Here is a 17,763-nt window from a genome sequence, read left to right on the forward strand (position 1 = left end):
TTAGGGTTACCGACCTTTGCTCGATTAAGCATTAAGATCGAAAATCGCCTTCTAAATTTAGGACATTTGCATAGAAATAAAGGCACTTCATTTTTCTGGTGCTTTTTTTCAAAATGAGGAGAATAAATAATGTAAGTGTTTTTTATAAAAGATGATCCTCAAATTCCGTATGCAAGCTAAGATTCAAAGACAATGAAGCGACTCTTCTTTTTACTCATTTTTTGCCTCCTCATTGGGGGCGTCATTTTTCTTTATCGCAACTATTTTCAAGAAAAAAATAAAGATCCCAATCTGATCATTCTGTATGGAAATGTGGATGTTCGGCAGGTTGATCTGGGTTTCCGCGTCAAGGGACGGGTCGAAAGCATGCCCTATCAGGAAGGGGATTATGTCCCGCAAGGGAGTTTGATTGCGACCTTGGATAAGCAGCCCTACATCGATCTGGTTTTGCAAGCACGTGCTCACGTCGAGTCTGTTAAAGCCTCGTTAAAAAATGCCGATCTTTTATTGGGAAGGCGGCGCACTCTTGTCGGCACTGGAGCCATTTCAAGTGAAGAATACGATGATGCAATTTCTTCTAGGGATGTTTTAGCGGCAAATTTAAAAGAAGCAGAGGCCTCACTTGGAGTGGCCCTTACCAATTTGCATGACACAGAAATCTATGCACCGAATGATGGGACCATTTTAACACGCATCCGTGAGCCCGGAGCTGTTATTAGAGAGGCTGATCCCATTTATACGTTGTCGCTAATTTCTCCCATTTGGGTGCGGGCCTTTGTAGCCGAGCCCCTGTTAGGGGCTGTCTATCCGGGAATGCGAGCTGAGATTTTTACTGATACAAAGGGTAGTCCTGTTTATCAAGGGCATGTGGGATTTATTTCTCCGGTTGCTGAATTTACACCGAAGACAGTTGAAACGACGCAGTTGAGAACGGACTTGGTCTATCGTTTACGCATCATCGCAGACAATCCCGACCAAGGATTGCGCCAAGGGATGCCTGTGACGGTTAAACTGCGCCGCAAGCCGTTAGAGACCCAAGCTAGTCAAGAGTCTCAAGCGTCTGAGGAGAAACCGTGACAGAGGCCTTAGTCTCGATTCAGCATTTAACCAAGATCTTTACTGCACAAGCAGCGCCTGCTTTGGATTCGATTGAAGCCAAGTTCTTTCCAGGAACAATGATCGGATTGGCAGGGCCTGATGGCGCTGGTAAAACAACTCTTATACGCCTCATAGCAGGCCTGCTCCTACCATCAAAAGGATCTATTGAGGTCTCTGGATATGACACGGTCAAACAAGCCGAGCAAATCCACCAATTGATCGGCTACATGCCTCAAAAATTTGGTTTATACGAGGATCTAACGGTCGAGCAGAATTTGGTATTATATGCCGATCTAAAAGGAGTTGTTGGCCAGGAAAGAGAAGAAGCTTTTGAAAAATTACTTACTTTTACTGCTTTAAAACCTTTTAAGCAGCGACTAGCGGGTGCATTGTCTGGAGGAATGAAACAAAAGCTTGGGCTTGCGTGTGCGCTGCTGCGCAAACCCACCTTACTTTTACTCGATGAGCCAAGTGTTGGAGTCGATCCCATTTCACGGCGCGAGCTGTGGAAGATGGTGCAGAATCTATTAGAGGATGGTATTACAGTGTTATGGAGCACGGCTTATTTGGATGAGGCTGAAAAATGTGATAGTGTCCTTCTGCTCAATAATGGCAAGCTACTTTATCAAGGCCCTCCCGAAGTGTTGGCGCAGCGCGTTGAAGGTCGGACGCTTAAATTGACAGATATTGACGGGAATCGCCGTCAAATACTCGTCAATGCTTTAAACCAACCATGTGTGGTCGATGGAATCATTCAAGGTAGTGATATTCGTTTGGTGATGAAAGAGGCGTCCTGCGATTTAAATCTGCCTATTTTGCACGCTGGGTCTAAAGCTAGGCTTGTGCCTACTCCTCCTCGCTTTGAAGATGCCTTTGTCGATATTTTAGGCGGAGGACCTGGGGGGTATTCGGCCTTGGCGGGCGAGACGCCGCAGGTTGCAGATGGCGAAAAGAATATTATCGTAGCGAATGATCTAGTTAAAAAATTTGGTTCATTTACGGCTGCCGACCACATTACCTTTAGCATTCAGAGCGGAGAGATTTTTGGATTACTCGGACCGAATGGTGCAGGCAAATCGACTACTTTTAAGATGATGTGTGGATTACTTAAGCCAACATCCGGCTCGGCATTTGTCAATGGATTGAGCTTGCAAGATGCTCCTTCGAAAGCGCGTTCGCATATCGGGTACATGGCTCAAAAATTCTCTCTCTATGGCAATTTAAGCGTGCTGCAAAACCTTGATTTTTTCTCCGGTATCTACAATTTGAAAGGGCGTCAAAAACGAAAAATGGTGGATCAAATGATCGACATTTTTGCTTTGAAGCCCTATCTCAATGAATCGGCCGATGGCCTGCCGCTTGGTTTTAAGCAGCGACTGGCTCTTTCATGCGCGGTGATGCACCATCCAGAAGTGCTGTTTCTGGATGAACCTACATCGGGCGTCGATCCCATTACAAGGCGCGAATTTTGGAATCATATCAATGGATTAGTCGAGAAAGGTGTGACCGTCATGGTTACGACGCATTTCATGGATGAAGCTGAATATTGTGATCGAATAGGACTCGTTTATCGCAGTCGCTTGATAAAAGTAGGAACACCTGATTCTTTAAAGAAAGAGGCGAAAACGGCGCAGAATCCACATCCGACCCTGGAAGATGCCTTTATCCAACTCATTCAGCAATATGAAGATCAAAACCATGGGTGAGAAAAAACAGGGATTTTCAGATGGACGGATTCGCCGTTTAAAGGCCTTAATCGTTAAAGAATTTTATCAAATTATCCGCGATCCGAGCAGTATTTTAATTAGCTTAATTCTTCCTTTGATTCTTCTCTTTTTGTATGGCTTCGGCGTTTCGCTAGATGCCGACCATATTCGGCTTGGACTGGTTTTGGAAGATTCCTCTCCCGATGCATTGAGCTTTGCACAGTCATTAAAGGACTCTCGTTTTTTTGATACGGTCATTGTCAAAGACCGCCGTTTTTTGAATGACAAAATGATTGAAGGATCGATTCGCGGCATTGTAGTGATCCCTTCTTACTTTTCATCATTTCGGCAGCGGCCCTCGTCAACAGCGCCCATTCAAGTATTGGCCGACGGTAGCGAACCCAATACAGCCAATTTTGTTCAGAACTATGTTCAGGGAGCTTGGCAAAATTGGTTACAGCAGCAAGTCATCAGCGATAATCTTCAAGGCAATTTTTTAGTCAGGCCGCAGCCTCGCTTTTGGTACAATGAGGAATTGGAAAGCCGCAATTTTTTAATACCAGGATCCCTGGCTATCATCATGACCCTGATTGGAACTCTTTTGACTGCCCTGGTGGTAGCAAGAGAGTGGGAGAGGGGCACAATGGAGGCGTTAATGTCTACTCCTGTCGGCATCTTGGAATTATTGATCGGAAAATTGGTGCCTTACTTCATTTTGGGAATGCTATCGATGACTATGTGTGTGTGGATTTCTGTCTTTTTTTATCATATTCCCTTAAGGGGCTCATGGCATCTCCTTGTCTTAGTAACGGCCGTCTTTTTGTGGACCGCGCTTGGCCTTGGATTGCTGATTTCAACTCTTGCCAAAAACCAATTTGTGGCCGCGCAAGCGGCTATTGTAGCCTCTTTTTTACCAGCATTCATTCTTTCAGGCTTCATTTTTGAAATTGCTAGCATGCCTTTACCTATACGCCTAATTACTCATTTGATTCCCGCCCGCTATTTTGTCTCGAGCTTGCAAACAATTTTCTTAGTCGGCAATGTGTGGGAACTGATTTTACCCAATATCGGAGCCATGCTAATCATTGGCGCCTGTATTTTTTTTATCACTGCTGGCAAGACTGTCAAGAGATTGGATTAAGAGAGTATTCATGATCAATCGCATATTAGCTTTAATCGTGAAAGAAATTTTGGCTGTTTTACGGGAATAAAAAAGTCGAATGGTCTTAATCGTTCCGCCTATTACCCAGCTATTCGTCTTTGCTTTCGCGGCAACCTTAGATGTTAAAAATGTGCCGATTGGCATTCTCAACCGCGACAGTGGACAGCCCTCATACGAATTAGTGCAGCGCTTCTATGGCTCTCCAACATTTAATAAGATCCTTTATTTGCAATCGGTTGCCGATATCAGTCGCCTAATCGATACCCAGCAAGTGACTTTAGTGATTCACATTGATGAACAATTTTCCCGCAATTTAAAGGCGGGCAAACCGGCCGACATCCAATTCATTTTAGATGGCAGAAAATCTAATACGGCTCAAATTGTGCAAGGGTATGCTTTCAGAATTATCGATCAATTCAATCGCGATTTTGCATTGCAAGCAGGCCTGCCTCTTCAGTCGACAGATCTTGTGACGCGTAATTGGTTTAATCCAAACCTGCTTTACGAATGGTTTAATATTCCCAATTTGATGGGAATCTTGACGATGCTAGTAGGATTAATTGTTACATCCTTATCGGTGGCTCGTGAAAGGGAGCTTGGAACATTTGACCAGTTGCTTGTCTCTCCTCTTCAACCGACAGAGATTTTGATTGGGAAAACCGTTCCGGCAATAGTGATTGGAATGGTTGAAGGAAGCATTATTCTCTTGGCTGCTATTTTTATTTTCCGCATTCCTTTTACTGGATCTGTTTGGCTACTATATTCAAGTTTATTTGTCTTTATCAGTGCCGTGGTAGGAGTTGGCCTTTTCATATCATCGCTTTCTATGACTCAGCAACAAGCCATTTTAGGAACCTTTGTCTTCATGAGCCCGGCAGTGATGTTATCTGGTTTTGCAACTCCGATTGAAAATATGCCTTCTTGGCTTCAAACGCTCACATTGGCAAATCCGCTTCGCTATTTCCTAGTCGTTGTCAAAGGGGTCTTTTTAAAATCTATGCCTGCTGCGATGATTTTTGAAAATACTTGGCCGATGGCCATTATTGCGGCCTGTACCCTTACAGGAGCTGGCTGGTTTTTTAGAAGGCGATTGCAATAAGAAAAAATCTGCCAGCCAGCTACAGCAATTGCCAGCGAATTAGGACGCAATCCCCGACTTAAACCAACTAGGGCTTGCTTTTTTTTAAATCAATTTTTATAGTCTAAAAACTCAATCTATTTAACCTTTAAATGGGCACTTTTATGAAACTATTTTTTTCTTCTCTTTTGATGGCTTTAGCTCTTTTTAGTACATCAAATGGCTATGCGTGGGATGACTGCTGCTGTGAGTGCGAATCTTCTCTTTTGAGCGACATTAGAGTTGAAGCACGTGTGGCTTATTACCGCCCGAGTTCAAAGAAAGTGAAAGAGATTTATGGCAATGGATGGGCCGATTACCAAGTTGAATTGTCAAAAGGATTTTGCGACAACTGGCGCGCTTTCGTAGGCGTGAGCGGGTTTAGCAAGAGCGGGCGCTCTCTCGGTGAACACGATAAGACAACCCTCCGCCTGATTCCTCTGACATTCGGTGTCAAGTATGTATACAATTATGCTCCATGCGTGGACATTTATATCGGTGGTGGTGCTGCCTATAGCTGGTTGAGAATCAAAGACCATTCTTCATATGTTCATGAACACGTGAAGAAGAGCCGTTTTGGAGGTATTGCTCAAATTGGTGCTTACTACTATTTCAATGAATGCTTATTTGCCGATGTGTTTATCGACTACTTGTTCCAGAAATACGATTTTTCAAACTCTCATAGCTATAGCCGTTATGTTGAAAGACATGATGTTAACTTGAGTGGATTTAAAGTGGGGGCCGGCTTAGGCTACCGCTTCTAGTTTGAATGTTCTAATCAATCTGGCTTGAGCTTCAAGCCAGATTGAAAATCAACGCCCGTTTTTCTACTCTCCAGTTTTTTCGATTCTAAAGCACCCATCACTTACCCCGCTTTCATTCCTTCTTTCAAAGACCTTATCAATCGATAGAGCACTCTAATCGTTACGCCAAAATATCCCATGCGGCTTTATCTTTCTGACCTTGGCAAAAGAAGTCTCGTATACATCCAAAACAAAGATTAAGAAGAAGCCGACGGAGGCTTGTGGTCTAGCTCTAAAGGAGACCGGATGATGGCAGCGACGAGCTCTTCATCTGCTTTCCACTCTGATATGGCTCTAGCTTGATCTGTGAATTTAACTTCATCGGCTCGTTTGAGTAAAGCAAGTAATTCTTCGGCTTGTTTAGAAGGCAAATGGGAGACCAGTAGGCGTTCACGGAGCTCTTGCGTGGTAAAAGGTTTGAAAGGCATCGAGAAATATTCTTCTAAAAAGGTTAAAACGAGCTCTGACAATTGCGTGTAGAAAGGTTTAAACAGGCCTTGTTGTGGAAGCTGCTGATCATTAAGCCCCTTTAGGGCTTGTAAAGCAGTTATCCTAGGCGCTTGATGGGAGGCCTCTTCTTGGGCTTTAAGCTGGTAAGTGCGGCGCAAGAGGATTAAGCCCCACCACCCAAGTGCTAGGCATATGAGAATGAGAGTCTTGATCCATGGAAAGGAATGCATCGACAAGATGTATTCGTTGTGCTTTGCAAGCTCTTCCAGTTGTCCGGCATCTTGGTACAGGGCTTGTCGATTCGTTTCACTCAAACTCAAGGGAAATTGCGGCTCAAGAGGAAGTAAAGGACCAATTGGAAGCACCTGGCGATTGATGATGGATGGAGGCAGGATTTCCACTTGAAAAACGGGAGTAAAAAGTTCAATGGGTTGCGAGCCATCGAGGGGTTTAAATAGAACATTGAGAAATGAAAGAGATAAAGATCCTTTTTCAAGAGGGGCAATCATGAGGGACAGGCTTTGTTGCCGATGGCTCTCATTATCTTCGATAGGCGAAGAGTGGGATTGGATAATAGCCAAACGGGGCTGCAACGGATTGACGAATCCAGCTAATTGGCTAGTCAAGGTATTGACATCGAGTGCATAATTTTTTGGATAACGAAAAGAGGCTTCAACGTAGATGACATCGTCCAAGACCAGTTTGTCGGGATGAATTGAAATTTCCATGGCAACGCTGCCTTCTTCCCCCTTCCACGTCAGATCTGCCATGAGTAATGACGGAATGAGTAATAATCCCAGGAATATCCTCATCGTTTGCGCCTGCGTTTGAAAAATTGGTAGAGAGCTTGTGTATGCGATTCGCTCGAACTGATGGAAATGAAGTCTGCCCCCGCCCTTTCAATGGTCTGTTTTAAAGCCAGCTGCCTCTTATTGGCCTGGGCTTGGAAGTGCTTTTGCACTGAATCATTGGCCGAGTCCGCTAAATAGAATTCGTGTGACTCTAAATCGCGCAGAGAAACAAGGCCAAGGGATGGAAATGTTTTTTCGTAGTTGTCGTAAACTTGAATGGCAATGAGTTCGTGTCTTTTGGCTGTCAGATTGATTTCTTGAGGCAGCGTGCTTACTAAGAAATCCGATATTAGAAAGCAGATGGCTTGCCGTTTTTGCACACGCCCTAAGAAGGCTAAGGCTTTTTTTAGATTGGTTCCAGAATGGCGTGGTTGAAAAAAGAGAAGCTCACGAATGACTCTTAGAACGTGCCTGACTCCTTTTTTGGGCTTTAAATAGAGTTCGATTTCATCTGAAAAAAGGAGCAGGCCTACTCTGTCCTGATTTTTAATCGCCGAAAAGGCTAACAAGCCTGCGATTTCTGCGATTAATTCGCTCTTCAAACGCTTGGTATGGCTGAAGCGAGAGGAGGCTGAAATATCGACGACGAGCAAAACGGTGAGTTCTCTTTCTTCGCGAAAATTTTTAATGTAGGGGGTTTGCAGTCGTGCGGTCACATTCCAGTCGATACTGCGGATATCGTCCCCAGGTTGGTATTCACGCACATCTTCAAATTCCAATCCTTTGCCTTTAAAGGCCGAGCGATAAATGCCTGCAAATAAGTCGTTGACATTGCGTGTCGTTTCAATTTGAATGCGTCGGATGTGTTGAAAAGCTTCTTGGGTAAAAGGTGTGGGACTTTCTTTCATCAATGGCCTTGCTGGATTTTATCTTCTAGGTAGTGCTGTAAATAGAGCGCACTATTGTGTTCGGTATCTTTTGAGCTATAAAGCAGGGTGATGGTGCTGTGCTTCAATTGATTAAAAATTTGAGCGACAGCTTCAGGGGTGTGATCCAGTTCGGCTTTATATTTTTTTTCAAATTCTTGCCACTTGGCAGAATCGTGAGAAAACCATTGCCTAAGCTCGGTACTTGGAGCGATTTCTTTTAACCAGAGATCCAAGTCTAGATCTTCTTTTTTAATTCCTCTTGGCCAAAGGCGTTCGACTAAGATGCGCATCCCATCGTCCTTAGTTGCTGGGTCATACACTCTTTTGAGCTGAATTTTCATCACCGCTCCTTAATTTATAATATTACCAAAGTTTTTTGCTTCAACCAACCTGGAAAAAATTTGAATTTAGGCATTTAGCAATTTGACGACTCGCCATAGTTTTAGACATCAAATGGACAATAGCACGTTATTTATTTTCTTTTGAGAATCTTAGGGCACGGGCAGTGCTTCGAGGATGCGAGTGATAATGTCGTCTGTCGAAAGACTCTTGGCTTCAGCTTCGTAAGAGAGGCGCAAGCGATGGCGCAAAACGTCATGGCAAACATCTTTAATATCTTGAGGAGTGACAAAATAGCGGCCGCACAATAAGGCATAGGCTTTAGCGGCCTGTTTTAAGGCAAGTGTTGCTCTTGGCGAGGCCCCATATTCTAACAACCCTTCTAGCTGATCTAAATGAAATTGCAGAGGCTTGCGTGTTGCCTGCACAATATTCAATAGATAGTCTGACACTTTTTCATCGATGTAGATATCATTGACGAGCCTGCGAAAATAGAGAATATCATCAATTTCCAGGAGAGGGTTGACCTGCGGTAATGGACCGAGAGTACCCATGCGGCTGAGAATTTCTTTTTCTTCTTCGCGCGTCGGATAAGTAAGAGTCACTTTCATCATGAAGCGGTCTGTCTGGGCTTCTGAAAGGGGATAGGTTCCCTCTTGTTCTATGGGGTTTTGCGTGGCTAAGACAAGAAAAGGGCGCGGAGCACCAAAGGTTTCGCCTCCTATGGTTACCTGCTTTTCTTGCATCACCTCCAAAAGAGCTGACTGAACTTTGGCTGGAGCACGGTTGATCTCATCTGCCAGCAAAATATTTGTGAAAATGGGGCCTTTTTTGATGCTGAAAGTGCCTTCTTTAGGGTTATAAATAGGAGTTCCGATCAGGTCGGATGGAAGTAAATCGGGAGTAAATTGGACGCGTTTGAATTCACAATGAATGATTTTAGCCAAGGTTGTGGCAGCTAACGTCTTAGCTAGCCCCGGAACGCCTTCCAGAAGTAGATGGCCATCGGCAAAGACACCGATTAATAAGCAATTGATGAGATGAGCCTGTCCGATGACGACTTTTCCCATCTCCCCTTTAATACGATCGATTTTTTCCTGTGCTTCGTTGATTTGAGCTGGTATCGACGTTTCATTAGCCATTGCATCCCCACCGCATTTTTAGTCGCATTGTGTGGGATTGCAACATTTTTTTCTAAATAAAATCTATTCGAACAATTCGTCTACTTTCTGCTTTGGCAAGACAATGGTAAAGGTCGATCCTTTGCCTAATTCAGATGCAAGGGTAATCGTTCCGAAATGTTTTTCGACAATGGTTTTAACAATCGATAAACCTAGGCCAGAACCTCCCATTTTTTGGGAATGGGCTTTATCGACAGTATAAAAACGATCAAAAATATGCTCTTGATCGGCTAGTGGGATTCCCATACCTTTATCAGCAATTTCTACCACGACTTGATCTGCTTTGTCATGCAATGTAACGGTGATATTAGCAGGACGCGCCGAGTATTTAGCTGCGTTTTCGATCAGATTCATGATGGCAAGTTCGAGAAGGTCTTCATCGGCAATCAGCTTAACCACTTCTTGCTTTTGATCAATCTTGACAACAGCATCTGGAAATACTTCATAGAGCATTGATTCGCATCGCTGAGAAAGCGCAAGTAAATCGCAATTCGTTAAACGAGAAGCCGGAATATTTTCAATATCGGCTAGAGTCAATAAATCCTTAATCAAAGCTGTCATGCGATTGCAATTGCGAACGATTTTGGCTGTGACTTCAATCTGCGTTTCTTGTGGCAGGCCTGGATTGTCATGCAAAGCTTCAGCAAATCCGCGAATGACAGTAATGGGAGTTTTTAACTCGTGCGAAGCATTGGCAATAAAATCGCGGCGCATTTCGAAAATTTTATAATGAGCGGTTTTGTCTTGCATAACCAGAATGGCCCCGCCGTTGTCCTTCTTTGGCGCGGCAACAATGTCGAGATACGTTTTTTTCCCTTCAATGTAGAGTTCCAAGGTATCTGTTAGGGGCTTATTCTCATCTTGACATCTTCTTAAAAGATCATTGCACTTGTCTTGGTTCAAAATCGAAAATTCTTTGCCAATTAGTTGAGCATGACCTTGACCGATTAATTTAATGGCCATGCGATTGGCATAAGCCATGGTCATATCAACGTCAACTGCTATGACTCCTTCAACAAGCGATTCCAAAATTGCCTCTTTTTCGTTTCTGGCACGCGTAATAAGATCGATGTGATTTTGTATGTTTGCTGAGAGGCTATTGAGCGTTAAAGCAAGCTTGGCAAAGTCATCTCTTGGATTGAGCTCAGAAGTATCAATGGCGGGCAGAATTTGCTGGCTGCCGGCTTGGTATGGCCTTACTGCTTTGATAATCTTTTGGATCGGTTTGGTTAAATGATGGATGGCAATCCAGGTCATTACACTAAAAAGCAGTAATATGGCGGATGCAAATCCCAAAAAACCTATTTCAAAGTCGCGAGTGAGTTCATTGACATATTCATGCGGAAATGCTGTACGCAAAATGTATGTCTTACCGTGAAAGTCAAATGACTTGGCCAAATAAGAAAACTTCTGATGCATGATGTTGGAATATTCTTCATGGAAGCCTACCCCTTCGTGGAATGCCTGCATGACCTCTGGATGGTCGACAATAAAATCTTGGCTGAACTTGGGCCCCAATAGACGCTTGACATGAGAATCGTATAATAACTTGCGCTCATTGCTAATGACACTGATACGAAAAAAAGTAACGCTTTTTTGATCTTTCAGACGGCGAACGAGAGATTCATTATTCGGCGCTTCTTTTATATTGGCAATAATCTCAGCAGCCCGATTTTCCATCCCTTTAACAACAATCTGGTGCACCCAGTGCGAAACGAAGGGAAAAAGGAGCACAAGGAAAATGCAAAAAACGACGGCATAGCTAATAAAAATCTTCTGTCTAAAACTGAACATGCGGAAGCCAAATCTTTTTGTATTAGTTTAATAAAAAAAATTATATCAATCAATTAAAATAATATAAAGTTAATTATTTATTTATTGTTCATTAAGAATTTGTGAATGAGGAGTAGAAGAAGAAATAAAAAAGCAAAAAAGGGAATTGCTTAAGTTTAAAGTGATTGTAACTTATTTGCTATTAATGGAATAGATTAACTTGTTTTTATATTACTGTGGTTCGGTTAAGTTTTCATAGCCTGTTTCTGTAATGAGGATTGTATCTTCGAGTCGCACGCCGCCGATGCCGCTGAGATAAATGCCTGGTTCGATGGTGATGACCATACCAGCTTGGAGGGGCTGTGTGCTAAAGGAGCCATGGCTGCGCAGGGTGGGAGGTTCGTGTATATCTAATCCTACTCCGTGTCCTAAACTATGGGTGAAATAGTCGCCATAGCCTTTAGAAGCGATGAAAGAGCGGGCGGTTTGATCGAGTTCTCCGACTAACGTACCTGGACGGCAGAGTTCCATGGCTCTTTGCTTAGCTTCTTTTACAATGGCATAAATCATTTGAATCTCAGTTGGCGGGGTGCCGAAGTAGACGACTCTAGTCATATCAGAATGGTAGTGATGGAGGACCACGCCGATGTCAATTAAAACAGAAGTATTGGATTGTAGGCGGGTAGATCCTGCGCGGTAATGGGGCATTGAACCGTTAGCGCCAAAGGCAATGATTGGATCAAACGCGAGTTTTTTACCTCCTCGTTTTTTCCAGAAAAATTCCAGTTCGAATGCAAGCTCTGTCTCTGTAATACCGGCTTGGAGAAGGCTCACGATGTATTCATATCCTTCATATCCCAAACGTGCGGCTTGTTTTAAGCAGATAATTTCTTCGGCATCTTTGATGAGGCGCATTTTTTGAACGGGAGATTCGACGGGAGTGACTGCAATTGCAGGAGCGAGGCTTTGGCTCAGTAGTAAAAAGCCTTGATAAGACAGTTTATCGGGATCGAATCCAACCGTTTTAATGTTTTGTTCAGCGAGCCAATTTTTTAAGGCAGATTCTTCTGAAAGAATAGTGCGATAAAGTGTTTGTTGGCAGCACTTTTCAAAGTAACGTCCATCGACGATTAAACAAGCCTCTTGCTGACTAACGACAACCTTGCCAATCGAGACTTCCATTCCAGTTAAATATAGCAGGTGTGTGGGATGTTCAATCAAGAGCGCATCACAAGGAAGTGTAGCGAGGTGCTGTCTGAGTTCATTTAAACGTTTTGTATAATCCATTCATTTTTCCATAGTTTATGGAGTTCGAAAGAAGTCTAATGGCAATTTTATCAATCCTTATAAGAAAGGACTTCATATTTTTAAAGGAGAATCAATTTAATCCAAGAGGCATTTTGGAGCGCAGTCGGAAGAATTTGTTTAGTAAGGGAAGGCAAGATTTAAGCATTACCTATTTTGTTTGAATTAATGAAAAGGTTTCTATATATAATTTTTTAATTATTATTAACGACTATTATATCGATCCTGATGTGTTTTGAGAGGGTTGGTTTGCATTTTTACAAGCGCAAGCCTTGCTATTTAAAATTTTTCAGGTGCTTTGTATGTAAATACAAGAGGATTTAGCAAATGAGATACTCATTTTTCGTTTCATTTCTCATTTTGCCTGCTTATATCTTATGCTGTGGGCATTCTATTTGCCAAAATGAATTAAGCATCACTCTACCAAAAGAGAGCCTTTTTCTTGAGGAAATGGACAAGCATAAGACAAAAGAAGGCATTTGGAATCCAACTGAGAGTGTAGAGAGCGATCAATCAAGAGTATTGTCTGTAAATCCATTTGTGAATGAAGAGCTATCGAGTACAGAGGAAGAGAAGATCGAAGATTGTAATGTTGCTTCATTCAAAAAAGAGTCTGCATATGGTTTTCAATCGAACGCATTTTATATTAATAAAGCAATGGGAGAGGATTCCTGGGGCGTTTCCAATAGGCCGTATGACCATTCATTTGAGGTTTTAGATGGCGAAAATTATGGACAATTCTATTTGAGTCATACTTTTGGAAGAGGATTAGGTGATCAAAAAGGCTATACGACTTTAGGGGCATTTTTCATTCCTTCTTTGTTTTTTAATCATAGTACCTCTTTGTTTATCGATGGCAGCGGACATTATTTTGATGATGGGAAGTGGGCTGGAAGTGTGGGATTAGGATCACGCTATTTGATTAATTGTAATACAGTCTTAGGTTTTAATGCCTATTATGACTATAGGCGCTTTCATAAGTTTGATCTGAATCAACTCGGGATCGGCTTTGAATTGCTTGGAAATTGTGTCGATTTGCGCTTGAATGGATATATCCCTATTGGAAAAAAAAGCTTTTGTCGCAATCATTTTTATGACTATTCAGGAGGGTATTTAGCCATTTTTGAAAATCAAGCATTTGCTTGGTATGGTGTAGATGCGGAAATTGGTAAATGGTTGAGAAAGCCCTCTTGTTGTAATTGTTTTAGCTTATATTTTGCTGCAGGCCCTTACTATTATTGGCGCGATCAGAGTTATGATCAGCATGAGAATCATCTCAAGTATCATAGTGAGAGCCGCCATGAACATCGTCACGCGTTTGGTGGCAGGGCTCGTTTAGAAGCGGCTTTCAGCGAAGTGTTCAAGTTCTCTGTAGAGGCAACCTACGACTCTGTGTGGCATGCAAGAGTGCAAGGGCAAATAGCTGTTGTCATACCGCTGACCGATTGCCAATCATTGTGGAATATGATTCAAAGTCCAGTAAACGGATGCCTTGCCTGCCGCAGTTCCAACCCTATTCTCTCGCAGCCAGCTAAACGCAATAGACAAATTGTTGCAAGCCAAAGGGATAAATGTAGTTGGAATTGGTCTACTGATAGCTCTTGTAGTAGTGGATTCACTTCCTATTCTACTTGTTCATGTTATTCTGATTAAGTTCTTCTTCCTACACAGATCCTTGCGGGTATGGAGAATCTTATGCAGAAGAAAGCTTTTATTGAATGGAATAGGTGATGTATTAGACAAAATGGGACATAAGAAAACGACATTCTATTGTGAGTGTGAACTTGTAGAAAGGAACCTGATAGAAAGGAACCTGTAGAAAGAACTGCCAATCTCACATATGGATTTAATAAATCGATGGTTTAATGATTAAGCGTTTAATTGTAAGAAGCTTGTTATTTTTTTTGGCTTTCTGTTTTGGGTCTACTCTTCTTCGCTCAGAATTCAATACGACTTTTTTTTCTTCCGATGAAAAAGAGGTTTTTGAATCCTTTCTCCCTTCTTTAGAAAACTGTGACATATTTCTAGAAACGCATGAGTCAGACGATAAGACTGCTATTTATTATCATCAAACAGGAACGAATGCAGTTGTCAAAGAAGTTAAATCCCTTTCGGATGACTTATGTTCTGCCAGTTTATTTTTAATTGACACACAAGGAGTCGTAGTTCAGTCCATTAACTATGAAGCTTCCAACTGCCTATCTGAAGATCACGATTCCGTTATTGGTGCCTTATATGAAGCCATTCAGAGAAAAGATAATGGCAATCATGACTTTCAGAATGAAGAGCCGGTAGAAAATAGATTGGCCAGAGCCGTTAATTTTTTAAGAGCATCCCAGCATAGTGTCAAACGAGGGGAGCCGGGCTTGCGCGGACCTCCGGAAAAAAGAGGCCCTTGTGGCTCACCAGGCCCACAGGGATTGCCGGGACCAGAGGGCGCGACAGGTGCCACCGGAGCGGATGGATCTACTGGAGCTACGGGTATGACAGGCCAAACAGGTGCAACGGGAGCGACCGGAGCCACAGGATCTACGGGGGCTATTGGCTTAACGGGAGCGACAGGCTTGACGGGTGCAACCGGGGCTTCCGGACCCGCTTTTTCTAATAACTATTTGTTTGTCTATGATACGACAACCCAATCTCTAGCTGGGGCCAATACATTTGCTGCGATCACTTTTAATACGAATTCAATTCTCTCCGGGTGGTCTCATACAGCAGGATCTTCTACCTTTACTTGCAATCAAACGGGAACTTATTTGATATCGGTCAGGGCTGAAATTGGTTTAAGTGCCGTTCTGTCCTTAAATGCGACCTTTAGTTTACGTGCCTTATTTAATGGAACTGAGGTTGCTGGAAGCCAATCTTCGATGCAATCGAATATTGGTGCTTTAGGTGCAGATGTGAAAGCTCTAACTACTACATTCATGTTGAATGGGGTTAGTGGGCAGACTCTCACCATTCAATTTAGTTCCTCTAATGCGAGTTCTCAATTAACGCCTGTGGGACAAGGGACAACTCCTACTAGTGCAGCCATCACAATTATAAGAGTTATATAAAATGAGTCGAGGCACTTATTTACAGATTTCACGGATCTAGAATGCAATGCAGGCAGATCATTCCTTAGATTTTAAAGAAATGAGAGAGCAGCCTCTTGCTTAGGAAACAAAAAAAGTTGCCAGTTCATCCGGAGAAAGATAGCTTAAAATTTGTGTTCCCATCGGGCATTGATAAGGGTTCTGGCATGCAAAGAGCTGATCAACAAGTCCTTGAGCTTCTTCATTGGTCAAGCGTTTAGTCTTGGGAAGAGAGGCGCGGCAAGCGGCTAAAGCCAGTTTCTCTTCCATCTTGATTTGCAGTTGTCGAGTCTCTTGTCGAGTCAATAAATCTTGAATCATGTTCAACAAGTAAGTTTCGATTTCTTCTTGCTTGATAACTGTCGGAAAGGCATCTAAGACAAATGTTTGGTCGCCAAATTCGCGAATAGAAAAGCCGAGTTGATTCAAAGGCTCAAGGTATTCTTTTAAGAGGGCAGTTTCCGGCGCTGAGAATTGGAGTGTGAGTGGGATGAGCAGCGATTGGATGGCTAAAGATGCCCGCTTGAGAAGTTTCTCATAAGTAATGCGAGCATAGGCAGCTTTTTGGTTAAGCAGGCATAATCCGCCGCTTTCCTTTTTTATCATAGTAGCTGCATGAGCGCCTTCTATAGAAAAAGAGTCGAGGATAATGTAGCCTAAGAGGGGGAAGGCGACGCGAGGGGGTGCCTTATTTACCAGAGAAGCTAAAAGAGCGGGCGGCTCTTCTTTAGGCGGTATAACTCTTGTTCGTATGGTAGGTTCTGCTAAAGTGACCTGTGGAATAGGACTGAAAGAAGGGATAAAGCTAGGAGATGAGTTGGGAGTGCTGGTATGAGGCTCTATGGGATTAGCTTTATATTCCCATTCTTCTTCCTGAACGTGGAATGAGGTAGCGGCATTAGAAAAGGGGGAGAGTAGTGAGGCATAGGAATTGGCGATAGAGGAAAATACATCGCTTTCTTCTGCCTTAATGGCAATGTCGGTAAATGAGCTTCCTTCTTGACGCAAAGCGCTCTGAACAGCTTCGATTAGTGTTTCTTTAAGTTTTTGTTCCTGCCTGAGGCGTACCTCTTTCTTTTGAGGATGGACATTAACATCTAAAAAGGCACCCGGTAGATTGAGGTGTAAAATAAACACAGGATAGCGATTCGTTCCCAGCATCGTACCATATCCTTCTCGTACCGCGACGCCAATCAGCGGGGAGTAGACCGCGCGTTGATTGATGAATAAATATTGGCCTGTGCGGTTGGGCTTGTGGACGGATGGAAGGCCGATGAACCCCTGCAGTTCATAAGGCGCCTGTGAAAAGCTGACTGGGCAGAGTGCGGAAGCAAATTCTTTGCCTAGGAGGCATTCGATTCTCTTAAAAAGCAGATCTTGAAAGGAATTGTCGTGCGAAATAGGAGGTGTTTTTAAGAGGGACTTTTGATCGCTGATTAACTCAAATTGAATCGTCGGATGTCCTAAAGCCAGGGAGGTGATGATTTTGACAATTTCCTGAGTATCATAATTTGGAGATCGTTGAAATTTACGCCGCACGGGCACATTAAAAAACAGCGATTTGACTTCGATTGTCGTTCCAGGGGAACGGGCTGCGGGTGAGTGGGAAAGAATGCGCCCTCCGTCGACGAGAATTAATGTACCTGTCAGTGATTTATCTTCTGATTGAGGGCATGTTAGAAGAGTAAACTTTGAAATGGAAGCAATTGAAGGAATAGCTTCTCCACGAAAACCCATCGTTAAAATATCTTGAATATCTCCGGCTTCGCGAATTTTAGAGGTGGCATGCCGCTCTAAAGACAAAAGAGCATCATCCGGAAACATGCCGCTGCCGTTGTCAGATATGCGAATGAGCTGACGGCCTCCTCCTTGAATTTCGATGCAAATGTCGGTTGAGCCGGCGTCGATTGAATTTTCAACGAGTTCTTTGACAACTGAAGCGGGGTTTTCGATGACTTCGCCGGCTGCAATTTGATTGATAGCCTGGTCACTTAAGACTCGAATTTTTGATGAGAAGCTCATAATGCTATTTAGG

13 protein-coding genes and 1 pseudogene are annotated in these 17,763 nt (G+C 43.0%); 7 read left to right on the plus strand and 7 right to left on the minus strand.

Annotation, left to right across the window (positions count from 1 at the left end):
- The first annotated feature begins 192 nt into the window (after positions 1-192).
- The 5 genes and pseudogenes from PNK_RS00550 to PNK_RS00570 all read left to right on the plus strand — a co-directional run bounded on the left by PNK_RS00550 (position 193) and on the right by PNK_RS00570 (position 5,847).
- Positions 193-1,077 carry an efflux RND transporter periplasmic adaptor subunit gene (locus PNK_RS00550; protein ID WP_059059619.1) on the plus strand — a complete coding sequence of 295 codons (885 nt, stop codon included), beginning with the start codon at positions 193-195 and terminating at the stop codon, positions 1,075-1,077.
- Positions 1,074-2,804: an ATP-binding cassette domain-containing protein gene (locus PNK_RS00555; protein WP_059059621.1), complete on the plus strand. Its 1,731-nt coding sequence runs from the start codon at positions 1,074-1,076 to the stop codon at positions 2,802-2,804. The genes PNK_RS00550 and PNK_RS00555 overlap by 4 nt, the downstream gene beginning before the upstream one ends.
- A complete protein-coding gene (locus tag PNK_RS00560) occupies positions 2,797-3,945 on the plus strand; it encodes an ABC transporter permease (protein WP_059059622.1) in 1,149 nt (382 codons plus the stop codon). Before PNK_RS00555 ends, PNK_RS00560 begins: the two co-directional genes overlap by 8 nt.
- A gap of 10 nt (positions 3,946-3,955) precedes the next feature.
- Positions 3,956-5,065, plus strand: a pseudogene (locus tag PNK_RS00565) (ABC transporter permease).
- 143 nt (positions 5,066-5,208) lie between these two features.
- Positions 5,209-5,847 carry an outer membrane beta-barrel protein gene (locus PNK_RS00570; RefSeq protein WP_051981814.1) on the plus strand — a complete coding sequence of 213 codons (639 nt, stop codon included), beginning with the start codon at positions 5,209-5,211 and terminating at the stop codon, positions 5,845-5,847.
- A 236-nt stretch (positions 5,848-6,083) separates the two neighbouring features.
- On the opposite strand, the gene PNK_RS00575 is transcribed toward PNK_RS00570, so the two are convergent.
- From PNK_RS00575 to PNK_RS00600, 6 genes are all read right to left on the minus strand, one after another.
- Positions 6,084-7,148 carry a hypothetical protein gene (locus tag PNK_RS00575; RefSeq protein ID WP_059059624.1) on the minus strand — a complete coding sequence of 355 codons (1,065 nt, stop codon included), beginning with the start codon at positions 7,146-7,148 and terminating at the stop codon, positions 6,084-6,086.
- Complete coding sequence (locus PNK_RS00580; protein WP_059059627.1) at positions 7,145-8,035, minus strand: DUF58 domain-containing protein; 891 nt, start codon at positions 8,033-8,035, stop codon at positions 7,145-7,147. Before PNK_RS00580 ends, PNK_RS00575 begins: the two co-directional genes overlap by 4 nt.
- Entirely contained in the window at positions 8,035-8,397 is a 363-nt protein-coding gene (locus PNK_RS00585; protein WP_059059629.1) for a DUF488 domain-containing protein, read from the minus strand. Before PNK_RS00585 ends, PNK_RS00580 begins: the two co-directional genes overlap by 1 nt.
- Positions 8,398-8,547: 150 nt before the next feature.
- Positions 8,548-9,537 carry an AAA family ATPase gene (locus tag PNK_RS00590; RefSeq protein WP_059059631.1) on the minus strand — a complete coding sequence of 330 codons (990 nt, stop codon included), beginning with the start codon at positions 9,535-9,537 and terminating at the stop codon, positions 8,548-8,550.
- A gap of 63 nt (positions 9,538-9,600) precedes the next feature.
- Entirely contained in the window at positions 9,601-11,370 is a 1,770-nt protein-coding gene (locus PNK_RS00595; RefSeq protein WP_059059632.1) for a sensor histidine kinase, read from the minus strand.
- A 210-nt stretch (positions 11,371-11,580) separates the two neighbouring features.
- On the minus strand, positions 11,581-12,636 hold the full coding sequence (locus tag PNK_RS00600; RefSeq protein WP_059059634.1) for a M24 family metallopeptidase: 1,056 nt from the start codon (positions 12,634-12,636) through the stop codon (positions 11,581-11,583).
- A 345-nt stretch (positions 12,637-12,981) separates the two neighbouring features.
- On the opposite strand from PNK_RS00600, the gene PNK_RS00605 reads away from it, so the two are divergent.
- Both PNK_RS00605 and PNK_RS00610 read left to right on the plus strand, forming a co-directional pair.
- Positions 12,982-14,307, plus strand: a complete 1,326-nt coding sequence (locus tag PNK_RS00605; protein ID WP_059059636.1) for an inverse autotransporter beta domain-containing protein — start codon at positions 12,982-12,984, stop codon at positions 14,305-14,307.
- 212 nt (positions 14,308-14,519) lie between these two features.
- Positions 14,520-15,710 (plus strand): collagen-like protein, encoded by a 1,191-nt coding sequence (locus PNK_RS00610; RefSeq protein ID WP_059059638.1) that lies wholly within the window; start codon positions 14,520-14,522, stop codon positions 15,708-15,710.
- A gap of 99 nt (positions 15,711-15,809) precedes the next feature.
- Here PNK_RS00610 and mutL read toward each other — a convergent pair whose 3' ends face one another.
- Positions 15,810-17,750, minus strand: a complete 1,941-nt coding sequence (mutL, locus tag PNK_RS00615) for a DNA mismatch repair endonuclease MutL (RefSeq protein WP_059059641.1) — start codon at positions 17,748-17,750, stop codon at positions 15,810-15,812.
- Between the last annotated feature and the right edge of the window lie 13 nt (positions 17,751-17,763).

The sequence above is a fragment of the Candidatus Protochlamydia naegleriophila genome (assembly GCF_001499655.1).
Lineage (GTDB): Bacteria > Chlamydiota > Chlamydiia > Chlamydiales > Parachlamydiaceae > Protochlamydia > Protochlamydia naegleriophila.